The organism is Rugamonas sp., from assembly GCF_025354735.1.
In the GTDB taxonomy this organism is placed as follows: domain Bacteria; phylum Pseudomonadota; class Gammaproteobacteria; order Burkholderiales; family Burkholderiaceae_D; genus Rugamonas.
In genome coordinates this window covers 1-17,063 of the sequence record NZ_JANXMI010000294.1, presented here as the reverse complement: position 1 = coordinate 17,063, position 17,063 = coordinate 1, and the positions used below count along the sequence as shown (strand labels likewise).

Below are 17,063 nucleotides of genomic sequence, written 5' to 3'. Positions count from 1 at the left end.
TACCATCTGCGTTCTTTCATTTCGGGAGTCCCACGTGGGTACTTGTTCTAGCGGCAGTAGTCGATCGACGACTATCGAGACAGCCTAGCAAGCGCACGCGCACTCCCACCGTGCCTTGCCCTGCAAGGCGCGGTATATCAGCGGCCCATCTCCGATGCGCGCCGCCAGTCCTCCCCTCCCCTCGTCACCATCGACCGGCTACTGGCCCAGCATCCCCTTTTGCGTCTCGTCTACCGCCGGCATGACCGGCGGCGGCGATGATTTGGTCCGACCCAGCCCGGCGCACCGCGTCCGGCCTGCGCGCCGCCGCGCGCAGCCATCAGAAAGGAAGAGCCATGACTCTCTTCAACCACCTGTTCGTATCGTTCCTGCGCAGCCGCCACACGCCGCGCCATTTCCGCCGCCTGGCGCTGCCGCTGGCGCCGGCCGGCGTGGGCGTGGGCGTGGCCGTCTCCGATACCGCCGATGCAGCCCAAGTCGCCAACGCCGCCAACGTCGGCATGCCCGATCATGTGGCGCGCGCCTTATGCGCCGCGTCCAGCGCCGCCCTCGACGCGCTGCTGCTGCAATTGAATGCCCGCAGCGCAGGCTTGAGCAGCGTGGAAGCGGCCGCCGTCGCCGCCCGCGTCGGCCCCAACGTGATCGAACACGAGCCGCCGCTGTCCTGGCATGCACACCTGTGGCAGTGCTATAAAAATCCCTTCAACCTGCTGCTGACGGTGCTGGCCGCCGTCTCGTGGCTGAGCGACGATGCCAAGGCCACGCTGGTCATCACCACCATGGTCGTGTTGTCGACGCTGATACGCTACGTGCAGGAAGGCCGCTCCAACCGCGCCGCCGCACGCCTCAAGGCCCTCGTCAGCAACACCGCCACCGTGCTGCGCGACGGCGCCCGGCGCGAACTGCCGATCGAACAACTGGTCCCCGGCGACGTCATCGTGCTGTCGGCCGGCGACATGCTGCCGGCCGATTGCCGCCTGCTGGCGGCCAAGGATCTCTTCGTCAGCCAGGCCGCGATGACGGGCGAATCGCTGCCGGTCGAAAAAATCGCCGGGCCGCCGCCGCACGCCGACGACGCTCCGCTCGAGCGCGCCAACCTGCTGTTCATGGGCAGCAACGTGGTCTCCGGCGCGGCCAGCGCGCTGGTGCTGGCGACCGGCAACCGCAGCTACTTTGGCACCATCGCCAGCCGCGTCACGGCGACCGCGCGCGCGCCGACCGCGTTCGAGGCCGGCGTCAACAGCGTCAGCTGGCTGCTGATCCGCTTCGCGCTCGTGATGGCGCCGCTGGTCTTCCTCGTCAACGGCGTCACCAAGGGCGACTGGACCGAAGCGTTCCTGTTCGCGCTGTCGGTGGCCGTTGGTCTGACGCCGGAAATGCTGCCGATGATCGTCACCAGCACGCTGGCCAAGGGCGCCGTGGTTTTGGCGCGCAAAAAAGTCGTCGTCAAGCGGCTCGACGCGATCCAGAATTTCGGCGCGATGGATGTGCTGTGCACCGACAAAACCGGCACGCTGACGCAGGACCACATCGTCCTCGAACGGCACACCGACGTCTTCGGCGCCGAGTCGCACGAGGTGCTGAAATTCGCCTTCCTCAACAGCCACTATCAGACCGGCCTGAAAAACCTGCTCGACCGCGCGGTGCTCGACCACGTCGAACTGCAAAGCGAATTGAATCTGCCGCAGGATTACCGCAAGATCGACGAAATCCCCTTCGACTTCCAGCGCCGCCGCATGTCGGTGGTGGTGTCCGAACGCGAAGACCACCATGAGCTGATCTGCAAGGGCGCGGTCGAAGAAATCCTCGCCGCCTGCACCCGCGTGCGCCACGGCGACGCCACCGAGCCGCTGGACGCCGAACGCCTGGCCGCCGTGCTGGGCGTGACGCGCGAACTGAACGCCGAAGGCTTGCGCGTGGTCGCCGTCGCCGTCAGGGAAATGCCGCCGCATAAAACCGTTTATACCGTTGCCGACGAGGCGGAGCTGACGCTGATCGGCTACGTCGCCTTTCTCGATCCGCCCAAGGAAACCACGGCGCCGGCCTTGCGCGCGCTGGCCGCGCACGGCGTCACCGTGAAGGTGCTCACCGGCGACAACGAACTGGTGACGGCGAAAATCTGCCGCGACGTCGGCCTGACCGTCGATGGCGTGATGCTGGGCAGCGCCGTCGACGCGATGGACGACACGGCGCTGGCACTGGCCGTTGAGAGCCACACCGTGTTCGCCAAACTGACGCCGCTGCACAAGGAGCGGCTGGTGCTGACGCTGCGCGCCAACGGCCACACGGTCGGCTTCATGGGCGACGGCATCAACGACGCGCCGGCGCTGCGCGCGGCCGACATCGGCATCTCGGTCGACACGGCGGTCGACATCGCGAAGGAAGCGGCCGACATCATCCTGCTCGAAAAAAGCCTGATGGTGCTGGAACAAGGCGTCATCGAAGGGCGGCGCACCTTCAGCAATATGCTGAAATATATCCGCATGACGGCCAGCTCCAACTTCGGCAATGTGTTTTCGGTGCTGGTGGCCAGCTCGTTTTTGCCCTTCCTGCCGATGCTGCCGCTGCACCTGCTGGTGCAGAATCTGCTGTACGACGTGTCGCAGATCGCCATCCCCTTCGACAATGTCGACCCCGAGCTGGTGCAAAAACCGCTGAACTGGAACCCGCGCGACATCGGCCGCTTCATGGTCTTTTTCGGGCCGATCAGTTCCGTGTTCGACATCAGCACCTTCGCGCTGATGTGGTATGTGTTCAGGGCCGACACGGCGGCGCGGCAGACGCTGTTCCAGTCCGGCTGGTTCGTCGTCGGCCTGCTGACGCAGACGCTGATCGTGCACCTGATCCGCACGCCCAAGCTGCCCTTCATCGACAGCATCGCCGCCTTCCGGCTGCTGGCGACGACGCTGCTGATTATGGCCGTCGGCGTGTTCCTGCCGATGGGGCCACTGGCGCACTACGTCAAGCTGGAGGCGCTGCCGCCGGCCTACTTCCCGTGGCTGGCCGCCATCCTGGCCGGCTACGCGGCGCTGACGACGCTGATGAAGCGGTTCTATCTGCGCCGCTACAATTGGCAATAACGATATAAACGGTATAAATCATATAAACGAAGTTCACGGCATATCCATCGTCGCCTACGGTTTCGCATCCCGCACGACAATTTTAGTAAGGAAAATAGTCCCCATAAAAAAACCGCGCACGCGGCGCGGTTCTCTAAGGATAAACAAAAACGTTTAGCCCAGCTTGGCCGAGTGCTCGCGCGTGGCGTGGAACATCAGCTTGGGCCAGCGCTCCTGGGTCAGGCGCAGGTTGACGCCGGACGTGGCCAGATAGGCCATGTTGCCGGCGGCGTCGTAGGCGACGTTGTGGCCCAGCGCATCCTCGAAGTCGACCAGGGCCTTCTTGTCGTCGCTGCTGATCCAGCGCGCGCTGCTGATGCTGGTGCCCTCGAACACGGCGTCGACGCCGTACTCGTTGAGCAGGCGGCTGGCGACCACCTCGAACTGCAGCACGCCGACGGCGCCCAGTACCAGCTCGCCGCCCTGCACCGGCTTGAAGACCTGCACCGCGCCCTCCTCGCCCAGCTGCTGCAAGCCCTTGTGCAGCTGCTTGATCTTCAGCGGGTTGCGGATGCGCACCGAGCGGAAGAAGTCCGGCGCGAAGTAAGGGATGCCGGTGAAGGTCAGCAGCTCGCCCTCGGAGAAGGAGTCGCCGATCTGCATATTGCCGTGGTTGGGCAGGCCGATGATGTCGCCGGCGTAAGCCTCTTCCACCTGTTCGCGCGACGAGGCCATGAACGTCACCACGGACGAGACCTTGATCTCGCGGCCCAGGCGCAAATGCTTGACCTTCATGCCGCGCTCGAATCGGCCCGAGCACACCCGCAAAAAGGCGATGCGGTCGCGGTGGGCCGGGTCCATATTGGCCTGGATCTTGAACACGAAGCCGGTGAACGGCAGTTCGGCCGGATCGACCACGCGCACGGTGGCGTCGCGCGGACGCGGCGACGGGGCCCAGTCGACCAGCGCCGACAGGATCTCGCGCACGCCGAAGTTGTTGATGGCCGAGCCGAAGAACACCGGCGTCTGCACGCCCGACAGGAACTGCTCGAGGTCGAAGGGATGGGAGGCGCCGTGCACCAGTTCCACTTCCATGCGCAGCTGGTCCATCTCCAGCGGGAACATCTCCTGCAGGCGCGGATTGTCGATGCCCTTGATGATCTCGAAGGCGCCGTCGGCCTTTTCCTCGCCGGCCTTGAACAGCATGATCTCGTCGTTGATGAGGTGGTAGACGCCGCGGAAGCTCTTGCCCATGCCGATGGGCCAGGTCACGGGCGCGCACTCGATCTTGAGCACCGATTCGAGTTCGTCGAGCAGTTCCAGCGGATCGCGCGTTTCGCGGTCCATCTTGTTCATGAAGGTGACGATGGGCGTGCTGCGCATGCGGCAGACGGCCAGCAGCTTGATGGTCTGCGCCTCGACGCCCTTGGCCGCGTCGATCACCATCAGGGCCGAGTCGACCGCCGTCAGCACGCGGTAGGTGTCTTCCGAAAAGTCCTGGTGGCCGGGCGTGTCGAGCAGGTTGACGACGTGGTCGCGGTGCTCGAACTGCATCACCGAGGAGGCCACGGAAATGCCGCGCTGCTTCTCGATTTCCATCCAGTCGGAGGTGGCGTGGCGGCCGCTCTTGCGCGCCTTGACGGTGCCGGCCATCTGGATCGCGCCCGAGAACAGCAGCAGCTTTTCGGTCAGCGTGGTCTTGCCCGCATCCGGGTGCGAGATGATGCCGAAGGTGCGGCGGCGCTGCACTTCGCGCGCGATCAGGGCCGGCGTTTTGCCGCTGACCGCCGGTGCGTTGCTGTCGTCGCCGTCGGCGGCGCCGGGGAATTCTGGGGTTGTGTTTTCGGTATCGTTGGCCATAGTCGCGACCATCAAGAATGGCCCCGCAAAAAACCCTCTATTTTACCGATAGTTGGGCACTAAGTGTGAACTGATTGCGCCCGGGCCGGGCCGGGCCGGGCCGGGACGCGTCCCGGCCCGGGCGATGCTTGCCGCCGGTGCTTACTCGCCCTTCACGCGGCGCCAGCCGGCGCGGCGCGGCGCCGGACCGGTGTTGGTCACCACTTTGGTGGTCAGGGTGTTGCCGTCGGCGGTGGTGGTGACCATCTTCACGTCGCCGTTGGCGAGACGGATGATGATGAAGCCCACCGCCGCCGACGTGTTCGACAGCGTGCCGCCGGCCGGCACCGAGGCGATGGCGTTGCCGTTGCAGACGTTGAGCGCGTAGCTGTTGGCCGTGCCGCCGACCGAGCAGGCCGACGACGACGTCGGAATGTTGGTGACGATGTTGGCCACGCCGCTGACGATTTGCGGGTCCAGGTTCACGCGCTCGCCGGAGTTCAGGCTGAAGTCCGCGTACCAGCCATCCTGCTTGCTCAAGTCGACCGGGTTGCTGGTGATCGCATAGGTGAACTCGTTGCTGCTGCTGCCGGCCAGGCTGAGGGTCTGCTGCACCATGGTGCCGCTGGCGCTGACGCTGCTGCCGGTGCCGCCGTTGACGCTGGTGGCACCGTGGATGTTGGCGATGGTGCTGCCGCTGTCCTTGAGCACGAACACGCTTTGCACGCTGGTGTCGCTGGTGTCGGGCACGTCGAGCAGGCGGCCGCTGCCGAACAGCACCACGCGCTGGGCCACGGTGGTGGACGTGCTCACCTTCGTCACCGGGTCGACGAAGGTGGTGTTGGCGGCGCACAGCGTGACGTCCGGCCGCGTCGTGATCGGCTTGCCGACCCCGGCGTCGCCCATTTTCAGCAGCTTGACCGTGGCCGCGGCGCTGGTGTCGGTCAGGTCGAAGCGCCACATGGTGCCGTTGTTGTCGCCGCCGTAGACGTAGGACAGGGTCGGGTCGGTGTCGGGATTGGGGCCGATGGCCGTGATCTTGGCGAAGCCGGACGGCGTGCTGGTGTCGCCGGCGCCGGTGCTCACCTTTTTCAGGATGTGGCCGTTGCTGACGTCGACGATGTAGAGGAAGCCCTGGCCGCTGCCGGTGTTGACGTTGTCGACACCGGGGATGTTGTTGTAGCCCGAGGTCAGCAGCACCACCCATTTGCCGTTCCACATGCCGTACTGCGGATTGCCGAAGGTCAGGCCGATGTCGGGATCGTTGTTGGCGCAGACGGCCGGGTCGGCGCACAGTTCCCACAGCGGCTTGGGACCGCCGCCGGTGGTGCCGACGGCCGTCACGTCGACCGCGTAGAAGCCGCGGCCGCCGGCGTTGAGGCCGGCCACCAGCACCGTGCTCCACACGCCGCCGAGCTGGACGTCGCCCAGCGCCGGCGAGCCGTCGGTGGTGAATTCGTGGTTGGTGCCGTAGGTCGTGCTGGAAAGCACATACAGCTTGCTCATCGTAATGCGCGGCACATAGGCCCACAGCTCGGTGCCGCTGGCGGCGGCGAAGGCGTGCAACATGCCGTCGTTGGCGGCGGTGAAGACGGTGCCCAGGCGGCCGCTGTTATCAGTCTTGTACTTGGCGTAGCCGGCCATGGTGTAATTCTTGCGCGGGTCGCGCAGATAGGCCGGCTTGGACGAGTCGATGTCGCCGAGCACGATGGGCAGCGGGGTGCTGGCGCTCGACTGCGTGTAGGCGCGGAAGTGCTGGTCGTCGGCATAGGTCTGCTGGCCGCGCAGCCAGTTAATCAGGTTGTCGCCGCTGTTGACGATGGCCTTGTCGGCCGTCGACAGCAGCGTGCACTGCGGCAGCGAGGCGCACTTGTTGTCGAACCAGGTCTTGTCGCCGCTGCCCAGGCTGGCGTACTTGAAGTTGACCAGCCCGCCGGAATTGGGGCTCAGCATCAGGATGGTGCGGGCGTCGGTGTTGACCGCCTGGTTGACCACTTTCAAGCCCACGGTGTCCGAGCTGTTCCACTGCACGGTGGCGCCGACGATGCCGGTGGCCGGGTCGATCTTGCGGTCGGCCAGTTCGCCGTACCAGCGCACGGTGGTGAAGGTGTCGGAAAAGATGTCGTTGTCCTGCTGCGTGATGTTGGGCGTGGACGTGGCGGCCGCCGCGGCCGAGCCGGTGCGGACCTGGATGTTGGCCAGCGCGGCGCTGATGCCGGCCACCACTTCGGTCGGCAGCGCGGCCGAGAAATATTTGCCGTGACCGTTGACGGCCGCGTGCCACAGGTCGTCGACGCGCGACTGCACCGTGCTGTTGGTGTTGGTGACGTCCGGATCGGGCCAGACGTAGGCGCCGCCGGCGTTCCACGGGCAGCCGGTGGGCACGCTGTTAATCAGGTTGTAGAAGTCGCCGCCGGGATTGGGCGCGGTGTCGTAGTCGGGCTCGTAATTCATGATGCCGTCCACGCCCAGGCCCAGCGTGTAGGTGTTCATGTGCAGGTGGCTGTTCTCGCCGGGCGCGTGGGGCACGGCGCCGGGCACCGTCATGTCCGGTTCGAGCGCCGGGCGCAGCGACACGGTGGTGCTGTCGTCGCCGCCGTTATACCAGTGCAGGGCGACGTCGGCGATCGACGGCTGCGACTGGGCGCGGGTGTCGACACAGCCGCGCCCGGCGGTGCAGAAGCGCGCCGGGTTTTCCTTGTCGTCGTTGTTGCCGGTGGCGACGGCCGGGTTGCCGTAGGCGACGGTCGAGCCGCCGTTCCAGTAGCCGTCGGTGGTCAGTATCATGAAGTTTTGCTGGCACGGGAACTGCACCACTTCCGAGCCGCTGGCGTAGTTGTAGGGCGCGAGGTTGGCGAACATGCGGCCGACGTTGTCCATCGCCGGGCGCATCGGCGTCGAGCCGGTGTCGGTGGTGGCGTAGAGCTTGGTGTACCAGTTGTTGCGCGCGGTGCCGGCGAACGGCGTCGGTTTGATGTCGATGGCGCCGCCCGCCCCCATCACGGACAGCCGCGCGAAGCCGACGTTGTAGTTCGCCGTCAGCGTCGAAAAGGCGATGCCGACGGACGTCTTCATCATCTGGATGCGGGTCTTGTAGTAAACGTACCAGTTGGCGAAGTTGACCATTTCCTCGTTATAGGTGCAGACCCCGGCCGTGGCCACGCAGTCGGTGCGGGTATTGACTTTCGGGTAGGTGCTGCCGGCGACGAGGTTGACGCGCACGAAGGTGCTGGCCGGGCTGGAACCGGCGGCGATGGCGGCGGTCTGGACCGGGATGCTGTCGGGCGCGCTGGTGGCGTTGGCCGGCGTGACGGTCTGAAAGCCGGCGTTGCTGATGGCGGCCGTCGGCGCGGCGCCGTTGGCGGAGGCGCCGGTGTCGACCAGGCACAGCGTGAGCGTCGTTTGCGCGGCGCAGATGCTGGTGATGCTGTTGCCGCCCACGTAGGCACGGATGGTGCCGCCCCCCCCTATCTTCGTTTGCAGCGCCTGCACGACGGCCGTGGCCGACACGTTGCTGCCCAGCGCCAGATTGCTCAGCAGCGAGGTGCCGCCCAGTTTCACCGAGGTGGCGACGGCGTTGTTGCCGGTGGTATTGTTGCTGAAGGTCAGCAGCGCGGTCGGCGGCACGCCGGTCGAGGCCGGAGTCGGCGTGACGGTGGACACGTTGACGGTGAAGCCGACGCCGGAGCGGCTGGCGTCGGTGACGGCGACGCAGGTCGACGGCGTCTTCGGCGTCGAGCTGCACAGCACCGGCACCACGGCCACCACATTGTCGGCCGTCAGCGCGATGCCGAAGTTGGCGCAGTCGACCGCCGCGGCGTTGCCGATCGGGGTCTTGACGCAGGCCATGTATTGCAGCGTGGTGGAACGGTTGTTGATGGCGGCGGCCAGCGCGCTGGCCATGGTCTGCTGGGTCAGCGCCGTCTTGGTGCCGTTCGGCGCCGTGACGGCGGAGTTGACGATGGTGGTGTTGTTGGCGTCGCCGACCACGACGGAGGTGACGGTCATGCTGGCCGTCGAGGCCGACGTGCCGACGGCGATGGTGCCGTAGGACGAGAACGAACCGACCGGGGTCGAATAGCGCGGATAGACGTAGGCGCCGGTGTTCTTGGCCTGGCAGTTGCTGAGCACGGTCGAATTACACCAGCGCACCTTGGCCGGCACCGGATAGCCGGTCGGGGCGGTGGCGCCGACGGCGGTCGAGACGCAGTTTTTCAGCGTCGAGTCGCTGCAATATTCGGCCACGCCGATGGTGTAGTAATACGGCCCGGTGTTGATGGCGACCGGCGTCTTGTAGGTGTTGTCCGGATAGGTGTAGGTGGCGGTGTTGACCTGGCAGGACGTGAGGTTGTTGGGGTCGCACCACTTGACGTCGGGATAGCCGTTGAGCAGGTTGATCGAGGTCGAGGCATTGCCGTACAAATCGACCTTGTGGGCGCCGAAGCCGTCGCCGCTGACAACGCTGTAATTGGTGGTCGCGGCCGCCGTCTGGTCCGGGTAATACGTGCCGTCGTACTTGATCGGCGCCACGTAGCGCACGGCCGGATTGTAATACTGCTTGTTGAAGTCGCTGCTCATGAAGGGCGGGAAGCCGACGTTGCACGCCTGCGGCGAACCGCTCGCCAGCTGGGGGCCGGTGCGGCACAGATTGTCGTTCACATAGTCGGGCGTGTAAGCCTGGTCCATCGAGCCGGAATTGTCGAGCAGCAGCATCAAATTGGGCTTGACGGTGCCGGTGCCGGTGATGTTGAGCAGCGGCACCTGGGCGATATTGGTGGGCGCGGCGACGCTGGCGGCCGGCGCGCACAGCGCGGCGGCAAACAGGGCTAGAGAGGTGGCGAGCAGTTTCATGGTCATTCCAGTCAAGGATGCGGCGGGCCGGGCTGAGCGGCCGAAAGCGGTGCGGCGGACGGCGATGCCGGTCGGGTCGGGGCGGATCAAGTCGGATCGGGTCAAGTCGAGCGGCCTCATTCGCTAATCAGGGCGACCGCCTGATTGACCACATTGCCGCCGCGCGGGCCGAAGATGCGCGCCGTAATCAGGTAGTGCAACTGCGGCGACACCGCCAGTTGCGGGGCGTCCACGCCGAGGCTCACCAGCAGGGGCGCGGTGGCCGACGCCGTGTTGGGCATCGTGCTCTTCATGCAATTATTGTTGAACGGGGCGTCCGGCACGGGCGCGCCGACCAGCGAGCACATGCGATGGATCACGTATTCGATCTGGTTGGGCGGCGAGGCGGTGTCGTTGAACTTGACGGAACCGAGCCAGAAATTCGGGTCGTTGACCGACTGGCTGGGCACCATGTTGGCGACATAGCCGACGGCCGGAATGCTGCTGTACAGATTGTTCTTGTCCATGGCGGCGATCCACGTATAGCCGGTGTAGATGCCGAGGTCGACCGCCTTGCTGAGCGCAGCATCGTAGGCCAGGTTGGACGTGGTCAGCGTGGTCGAGGTGCTGGACTTGAGCAGGTAGATGCTGCTCATCAGCATCACCGCCAGCATGATCAGCATCACCGGCAAGGCGATGCCGGCCTGGCGCGCGGCCCGACGGACCCGCCGCGTTTGCACTTGCATAGGGGAGCACGGCATCATGGCCTCCATTCCAGGTTGCGCATCGGGACGATGGTCTCGAACACGCGGTAGCGGTAGCATTTCCAGTCGACGGTGTCGCCGCCGACGGCGACGTTGACGGTCATCGGCACGGCCGCCGTGGTGGCCGGCGAGGCGCTGGTGAACACCGTCGGCATGGCCGTGGTGGCCGTGCACAGGCCGGTCTTGACGCTGGGCTTTTCCGGATTCTTGCTGCGCGCGACGACGGCGATGCGCACGGCGGCGATGCGCTGGAAGTCGCCAGGCGCGCCGGCCACGCCGTCGCCGTCGGCGTCGATCATCGGCCCCGACCACTGCGACACCACCATGCCATTGTCGGCCGACCAGCGCACATTGCCCGGCGCCGGGCCGACGGCCGGGCTCAGGTCGAAGCCGTACTGGGCCTTGATCGCCACCACGTTGTCGACCACCGACACCGGCGCGGCCGAGGCGCCGGCCAGGTTCGTCGAGCGCAGCAGCAGCACGCCGTTCTGCACCGACCAGGTATGGAAGGACAGCAACCGTTCCGGGCCCAGGTTGAAGACGCGGGCCGAATTGTTGCCGTAAGCCTCGCCCAGTCCGCCGGCGGCGGCGTAGCGTCCGGCGACCGGCACGGCCAGCGTGATGACGGTGGTGGCGATGGCCACGTTGCCCACTTCGCCGATCGCGCACTTGCCGCCGGGAATGGCGGGGTCATGCGCCACCAGCACCACATTCATGCCGTAGCCGCTGGCGCCGTAGCCGTAGGCGTTGTTGGTGTCGGTGGTCAGGATGGCGTCGTTCAGATTGTAGGACTGGGACAGTCCGAGCGAGGCGATGGCGGAACTGGAGCCGCTGAAATTAAATTCGATCTGGTCCGACGCCAGGCCGTTGGACTGGATCACCACCGGCGCCAGCGGCGTCGCCAGCGCGCCGGCGGCCTGCACCTGCAACAGCTGGTAGCCGTTGGCGTCGGTCAGCAGGGTGTTGCAGCCGTTGACGCGGTTGTCGTTGATGCCCCAGCCGGCCTGGCCGGCGTCGCCGCTGAGGCTGAACAGGGCCAGCATGCCGTTCTGCATGGCGTCGGAACCGCCCAGCGAAACGGCCTTGCTCTGCTCGCCGTTGACGACCAGCTTGGTCGCGAACATCAGCGCCAGCAGGCCGACGACGACGCTGACCATCAGCTCGACCAGCGAAAAACCGCCGTGGCGGCGCATCATGGAAGGAGTTTTCATAAATAAGCGGTGATCTGGTGCTGGTTGGTGATGCTGCGGGGGCCGGCCTTGCGGATCCACTGGATCACCACGCTGACCTTGGTGTAACCGCCCTGGGGCGTGAGCGTGATGGTGGTGCTGGCGCCCGGGATATAGCTATTGGTCTCGTCTATCCACGGCTTGAGCGTGGGCGACGGCGTGCCGGTGCTGGTCAGCGCGTAATTGGACAGGTTGGCGGCGTCGTTGGCCATCACGCCGAGCAGCTTGTCGGTGGCGATGGTGGCTTCGGCGCGCACGTCGGCGTCGGCCAGCGCGGAATAGGCGCGCGCCTGCAGGCCGACGGCGCCCAGCAGGCCGATGGCCAGGATCACGGTGGCGATCAGGGCTTCGAGCAGGGCAACGCCGCTCTGGCGCGGACGGGATCGTATCATCATGGTGGGCAGGCCCTCGAATCGGAAGCGGTCACGGTGGGATTACAGGTGCTGGCCATGCCCGACAGCGTCACCACCACGGCCGAGGCGGGAATGTCACCCACATAGGCCGGCGACGGGTCGAACTGGATGCGGGTCAGGCGGTTGGCGATATTGGTGTCGACCCAGCCCAGCGGCGTGAAATAAATCACCGACGCGTTGGCCGGCAGCATCGACGGCGTCAGCATGCCGGACGAAGGCAACGCGTCCGACGGCCGCAGGATGGAGACGTCGCCGGCCACGCCCTTGGGGTCGTTGCCGGCCGGCGCCGTCGTGGTCGACCACAGACCGTTGGCGTCGCAGGCCAGCACCGGCGTCGGATAGCAGATGTCGATCTGCCAGTCGAACTGGCCGTTCACGTTGCTCGGCTGCTGTAGCAGGCTCAAGCGGGTCTCGGCGTTGCGCGACACGGCCATGCGACGCGCCGTGCTGAAGCCGTCGGCATAAAATTCGGCCACCGCGCCGGCCTTGTTCTTGACCACCCAGCGGCTCATGTTGGGCACGGCGATCGACAGCAGAAAGCCGAACACGGCCAGCGTCACCATCAGCTCGACGAGCGTGAAACCGGCTCCGCCCCTTTTCATCACTGGGAACATGCGCCTCCCTTGTGGTCGACCCAGCAAGTGCCGCTGGTGCCCCAGCCGGTCGGCGCGCCGGTGGTGGTGTGGTTGCCGTTCTGGTCTATCGTGTAGACGAAGCCGTTGGCCTTGCCGGTGCCGGTGGCGGTTATCAGATAGCCCGACGTGCTGGCGCCGCTCATGGCGTAGGTGAAATTGGGGGTGGCCTGCGGGAAGCCGTTGCTCGTGTCGAAATTCACATAGCTGCGGGTGTTGGACCAGAATTGCTCGGCGGCCGGCTGGGCCGCGCCCAGCGACGAGAACGCCTCCGTCAGGCGGCCGCGGGTGACGTAATCGGAGTAGGCCGGCACCGCCACCGCCATCAAAATGCCGACGATCGCCACCGTGACCATGAGCTCGATCAGGGTAAAGCCGTTTTTGATGCGTTTCATTGAATGCTCCGTCAGATGGGTTGCCAGCCCGGCACCGTGTACCGGACTTTCCTTCAAGTATGGTAGCGCGCCAAGCTTTCATTACCCTGAGGAAATGCTGACAAATTCCTGACAAGCAACACTTTTTAGACGGGGAGCAAGGATTTATCCTGCCCTGCCCGCCTTTCGGCACCGCACACCCGCGCCAGGGGCGTAAAAAAACCGCAACAGCGGTTGCGGTTTTTAGGCGGGGCGGGACCGGCTCAGAACACGACGCCGGCCACCAGGATCACATTGGCATACGGGCTGTGCTCGCCGGTCCGCACGATGGCGCGGGCGCTCCGGCTCAGCTGCTTGAACTCTTCATGGCTGAGCAATCGCCGCTGCGGCAGCGCCAGCGCGTCCATGCCGGCCGCGATGGCCGGATTGCGGCCGGCCAGTTCCTGCGCCAGCACATGGCTCTCGACCTGCATCTCGCTCAGCACCGCCCGCACCGTCTGCAAAAAGCCGGGCACGCCGGCCGTCAGCGCCAGGTCGATCAGCGGCACGCCGGGCGGCACCGGCAGGCCGGCGTCGCCGATGACGACCATGTCGCCGTGGCCCAGGCTGGCCACCAGCTGCGACAGCGCGATGTTCAGCAAAGCCGTCTTTTTCATAGCGCGTCCAGCTGGCGTTTGTAAGGGATGGAGGTCTGCGCGCCCGTGTGGGTGACGCTCCACGCGGCGGCGCGCTGGCCGTAGGCGATGGCGTCGGCCGGCGCGGCGCCGCCGGCCAGCGCGGCGACGAAGCCGCCGATGAAGGTGTCGCCGGCGGCCGTGGTGTCGACCGCCTGCACGCGCTCGGCCGGATACTGGCGGCGGCCGGCGGCGTTGGCTTCATAGACGCCGTCGGCGCCCAGCGTGATGAGCACGTTGGCGCAACCCATCGCCAGCAGCTTGGCGGCGGCCGCTTCGACGGCGGCGTCGCTGCCGGCGACGCTGGCGCCGCGCTCGCTGTTCGACGAGGCCAGCATGGCGGCCTCGATTTCATTCGGCACCAGGTAGGTGACCATGGCCAGCAGCTCGGCCGGCACGTCCTGGGCGGGCGCCGGGTTCAGCAGCACCGGCTTGCCCAGGCGCTGGGCCAGTGCGATGGCGTGGCGCACGGTGGCCAGCGGCACTTCCAGTTGCAGCACAACGATGTCGGCCTGGGCGATGACGTCGTGGGCGGCGTCGATGTGCGCCGGGCTCAGCAAATCGTTGGCGCCGCCGGCGATGACGATGCTGTTCTGGCCGCTGGCGTCGACCAGGATGGAGGCGACGCCGGTGGCGACCCCGGCCATGGTGCTGACGTGGCGCTCGTCGATGCCGTCGGCGCGCAGGGCGGCGCGCAGGGTCAGGCCGAAGCCGTCGTCGCCGACGCAGCCGACCATGGCCACCGGCACATGGCCGAGGCGGGCGGCGGCGACGGCCTGGTTGGCGCCCTTGCCGCCGGCGATGGTGGCGAAGGCGCCGCCGGCCAGCGTTTCGCCTGGCAGCGGCATGCGGGGCACGCGCAGCACCAGGTCCATATTGATACTGCCGATTACGACGATCATGGCTATCTTCCTGTCAATTTAAATAGGGGTGGGCCGGCGCGGCCACGGTGGAGTGGCGCACTTGCAGCGCCGGCGCGATGATGCGCTGCTGCACCGCCAGACCGGGGTCGGCGATGCGCGCGAGCAGGCACAGCGCCGTGATGCGGCCCAGCTCGCGGGTGTTTTGCGCCACGCTGGTCAGCGGCGGGTGGACGAAACTGGCCAGGTCGATGTCGTCGAAGCCGACCACGGCCAGCTGCTGCGGCACCTCGATGGCGCGCTCGGCGGCCGCGCGCAACGCGCCGATGGCCATCAAGTCGTTGCAGCAGAACAGGGCGTCGGGCCGCTGCCACGCCGGCAGCGCGAACAGCGTTTGCGCCGCGCGGTAGCCGCCGGCGCTGGTGAAGTCGGCATAGGCGCAGCGGGCCGGATCGAGGGTGAAGCCCTGCCGCGCCAGCGCCTGTTCGACGCCGGCGATGCGCTCGCGCGAAATTTCGATGTCTTGCGGGCCGCCTATGCAGCCGATGCGGCGCCGCCCCAGGGACAGCAAATGTTCGGCCGCCAGCACGCCGCCGGCCACGTTGTCGACGCCGACCACGTCGGTAATCAAATCGTGCGGCGCGCGGTCCAGCAGCACGGCCGGGATGCGCATCTTGCGCAGCAGGTCGCTGTCGGTCTGGGCCAGGGCGGCCAGGATCAGGCCGTCGCAGCGCTTTTCCAGCAGCACGTTGAAGTAATCGCGCTGCTTGGCCGGGTCGTCGTCCGAGTTGCACAGGATGACGCTGTAGCCGGCCGCGTAGCAGCTGTCCTCGATGCCGCGCGCCACTTCCGAGAAATACGGATTGGTGTTGTTGGGGATGATGAGGCCGATGGTGCCGGTGGTGCGGCTCTTCATCGACCGCGCCAGCGCGCTCGGCACATAATGCAGCTGCTCGACGGCGGCCAGCACGCGGGCGCGGGCGGCGGCGCTGACGGGGCGCGTGTCGTTGAGCACGTGGGACACGGTGGTGAACGACACCCCCGCGACCTGCGCGACTTGTTTAATGGTGGCCATGGCGCTCGCCCATCGTCAGCATGGCGGCCTCAGGCCCGTTCGCCGCGGCGACGGTAGGTGTCGAGCACGACGGCGGCGACGATCACCAGGCCGGTGACGATGCGCTTCATCGGCTCGCTGACGCCGACCTGGGCCAGCCCCGCTTCCAGCACCGAAATGATGAGCACGCCGATGAAGGTGCTGATGACGGAACCGCGTCCGCCCATCAGGCTGGTGCCGCCGATGACGACGGCCGCGATCACCTGCAACTCCATGCCGACGCCGCCGTTCGGGTCGGCCGCTTCCAGGCGCGACACCTGGAACAGGGCGCCGACGCCGGACAGCAGGCCCATCAGCGCATACACGAGCACCTTGCGCGGCCGTGGCGCGATGCCCGACAGCCGCACCGCCTCTTCGTTGGTGCCTATGCCTATCCAGTGGCGGCCGAGCACCGACTTGGTCAGCACCAGCTGGCCGGCGACGACGATGGCGATGGCCACCAGGATGGCCGGCGACAGGCCCAGGAACAGGGGCGCGCTGATGAATTCGACGGCGCTGCCGATGTACTCGGTGCGCGAATTGGTCACCTGGTAAGCCAGGCCGCGGGCGATTTCCAGCACGCCCAGCGAGACGATGAACGATGGAATGCGCCAGCCGACCGAGATCAGGCCGGTGGCCGCGCCGCAGACGGTGGCGGCGGCCATGCCGAGCAGGCCGGCGGCCCACACCGGCCAGCCCCAGTGCACGGTGGCCAGCGACAGGATGGACGCGGCCAGCGCCATCACCGAGCCGACCGACAGGTCGATGCCGCCGATGATGAGCACGAAGGTCATGCCGACCGACATCACGACCAGGGTCGGAATGTCATTCGACAGCGTCGACAGCGTCGACACGGTGAAAAAGTTTTCGCTGGCGAAGCCGAACAGCACGCACATGGCGAGCAGCGCGCCGACCAGGCCGGCGTAGTTTTTGGCGCTGGTCAAGCCGCGCTGGAAGGAAGTGTTCTTGGTGGTCATGCTGGTATCCGATAGTGTTAGGTGGCGGCGGCTGCGGCGGGGTTGGCGGCGTCGTTCGCGGACGCGCCGTCGGGCCCGCCCAGGTAGCCGCTGAAGGCCGCCGACAGGATGGCGTCCTGGCTCCAGGCGCCGCGCTCGAAGGTGTCGACGATGCGGCCGGCGCTCATGACGGCGATGCGGTCGCAGATCAGCATCAGCTCGCGCAAGTCGCTGGACACGATCAGCAAGCCCTTGCCCTGCCGCGCCAGGTCGGCCAGCAGGTGATAGATGTCGAACTTGGCGCCGATGTCGATGCCGCGGGTCGGTTCGTCGAACAGCA

12 protein-coding genes and 1 pseudogene are annotated in these 17,063 nt (G+C 66.7%); 1 reads left to right on the top strand and 12 read right to left on the bottom strand.

The features are described from left to right. Positions 1–335 precede the first annotated feature (335 nt). On the top strand, positions 336–3,080 hold the full coding sequence (gene mgtA, locus Q0S71_RS24060) for a magnesium-translocating P-type ATPase (protein ID WP_296001363.1): 2,745 nt from the start codon (positions 336–338) through the stop codon (positions 3,078–3,080). A gap of 153 nt (positions 3,081–3,233) precedes the next feature. Here mgtA and Q0S71_RS24055 read toward each other — a convergent pair whose 3' ends face one another. The 12 genes and pseudogenes from Q0S71_RS24055 to Q0S71_RS24000 form a co-directional block, all read right to left on the bottom strand. After that, positions 3,234–4,919 (bottom strand): peptide chain release factor 3, encoded by a 1,686-nt coding sequence (locus tag Q0S71_RS24055; RefSeq protein ID WP_296001359.1) that lies wholly within the window; start codon positions 4,917–4,919, stop codon positions 3,234–3,236. Between the two features lie 141 nt (positions 4,920–5,060). Beyond that, positions 5,061–9,749 (bottom strand): PilC/PilY family type IV pilus protein, encoded by a 4,689-nt coding sequence (locus tag Q0S71_RS24050; protein WP_296001357.1) that lies wholly within the window; start codon positions 9,747–9,749, stop codon positions 5,061–5,063. A gap of 116 nt (positions 9,750–9,865) precedes the next feature. Continuing rightward, on the bottom strand, positions 9,866–10,489 hold the full coding sequence (locus Q0S71_RS24045) for a hypothetical protein (RefSeq protein WP_296001356.1): 624 nt from the start codon (positions 10,487–10,489) through the stop codon (positions 9,866–9,868). Next, positions 10,489–11,703, bottom strand: a complete 1,215-nt coding sequence (locus tag Q0S71_RS24040; RefSeq protein ID WP_296001354.1) for a PilW family protein — start codon at positions 11,701–11,703, stop codon at positions 10,489–10,491. Before Q0S71_RS24040 ends, Q0S71_RS24045 begins: the two co-directional genes overlap by 1 nt. Next, positions 11,700–12,116, bottom strand: a complete 417-nt coding sequence (locus tag Q0S71_RS24035) for a prepilin-type N-terminal cleavage/methylation domain-containing protein (RefSeq protein ID WP_296001352.1) — start codon at positions 12,114–12,116, stop codon at positions 11,700–11,702. Before Q0S71_RS24035 ends, Q0S71_RS24040 begins: the two co-directional genes overlap by 4 nt. Further along, entirely contained in the window at positions 12,113–12,748 is a 636-nt protein-coding gene (locus tag Q0S71_RS24030; RefSeq protein WP_296001348.1) for a Tfp pilus assembly protein FimT/FimU, read from the bottom strand. Before Q0S71_RS24030 ends, Q0S71_RS24035 begins: the two co-directional genes overlap by 4 nt. Continuing rightward, positions 12,736–13,161 (bottom strand): type IV pilin protein, encoded by a 426-nt coding sequence (locus tag Q0S71_RS24025; RefSeq protein WP_296001347.1) that lies wholly within the window; start codon positions 13,159–13,161, stop codon positions 12,736–12,738. The genes Q0S71_RS24030 and Q0S71_RS24025 overlap by 13 nt, the downstream gene beginning before the upstream one ends. A 242-nt stretch (positions 13,162–13,403) precedes the next feature. Next, entirely contained in the window at positions 13,404–13,796 is a 393-nt protein-coding gene (rbsD, locus tag Q0S71_RS24020; RefSeq protein ID WP_296001346.1) for a D-ribose pyranase, read from the bottom strand. Next, positions 13,793–14,716 (bottom strand): ribokinase, encoded by a 924-nt coding sequence (rbsK, locus tag Q0S71_RS24015; RefSeq protein WP_296001344.1) that lies wholly within the window; start codon positions 14,714–14,716, stop codon positions 13,793–13,795. Before rbsK ends, rbsD begins: the two co-directional genes overlap by 4 nt. Before the next feature lie 13 nt (positions 14,717–14,729). Then, a complete protein-coding gene (locus Q0S71_RS24010) occupies positions 14,730–15,749 on the bottom strand; it encodes a LacI family DNA-binding transcriptional regulator (protein ID WP_296001343.1) in 1,020 nt (339 codons plus the stop codon). Positions 15,750–15,778: 29 nt separating this feature from the next. After that, positions 15,779–16,744 carry an ABC transporter permease gene (locus Q0S71_RS24005; protein WP_296001341.1) on the bottom strand — a complete coding sequence of 322 codons (966 nt, stop codon included), beginning with the start codon at positions 16,742–16,744 and terminating at the stop codon, positions 15,779–15,781. A gap of 17 nt (positions 16,745–16,761) precedes the next feature. Further along, positions 16,762–17,063 (bottom strand): annotated as a pseudogene (locus tag Q0S71_RS24000) (sugar ABC transporter ATP-binding protein); the annotation flags it as partial.

Excerpts from the sequence above, each read along its gene's own strand:
- mgtA (WP_296001363.1), top strand. The coding sequence starts at position 336 with ATGACTCTCTTCAACCACCTGTTCGTATCGTTCCTGCGCAGCCGCCAC.
- Q0S71_RS24055 (WP_296001359.1), bottom strand. The coding sequence starts at position 4,919 with ATGGCCAACGATACCGAAAACACAACCCCAGAATTCCCCGGCGCCGCC.
- Q0S71_RS24050 (WP_296001357.1), bottom strand. The coding sequence starts at position 9,749 with ATGAAACTGCTCGCCACCTCTCTAGCCCTGTTTGCCGCCGCGCTGTGC.
- Q0S71_RS24045 (WP_296001356.1), bottom strand. The coding sequence starts at position 10,489 with ATGCCGTGCTCCCCTATGCAAGTGCAAACGCGGCGGGTCCGTCGGGCC.
- Q0S71_RS24040 (WP_296001354.1), bottom strand. The coding sequence starts at position 11,703 with ATGAAAACTCCTTCCATGATGCGCCGCCACGGCGGTTTTTCGCTGGTC.
- Q0S71_RS24035 (WP_296001352.1), bottom strand. The coding sequence starts at position 12,116 with ATGATGATACGATCCCGTCCGCGCCAGAGCGGCGTTGCCCTGCTCGAA.
- Q0S71_RS24030 (WP_296001348.1), bottom strand. The coding sequence starts at position 12,748 with ATGTTCCCAGTGATGAAAAGGGGCGGAGCCGGTTTCACGCTCGTCGAG.
- Q0S71_RS24025 (WP_296001347.1), bottom strand. The coding sequence starts at position 13,161 with ATGAAACGCATCAAAAACGGCTTTACCCTGATCGAGCTCATGGTCACG.
- rbsD (WP_296001346.1), bottom strand. The coding sequence starts at position 13,796 with ATGAAAAAGACGGCTTTGCTGAACATCGCGCTGTCGCAGCTGGTGGCC.
- rbsK (WP_296001344.1), bottom strand. The coding sequence starts at position 14,716 with ATGATCGTCGTAATCGGCAGTATCAATATGGACCTGGTGCTGCGCGTG.
- Q0S71_RS24010 (WP_296001343.1), bottom strand. The coding sequence starts at position 15,749 with ATGGCCACCATTAAACAAGTCGCGCAGGTCGCGGGGGTGTCGTTCACC.
- Q0S71_RS24005 (WP_296001341.1), bottom strand. The coding sequence starts at position 16,744 with ATGACCACCAAGAACACTTCCTTCCAGCGCGGCTTGACCAGCGCCAAA.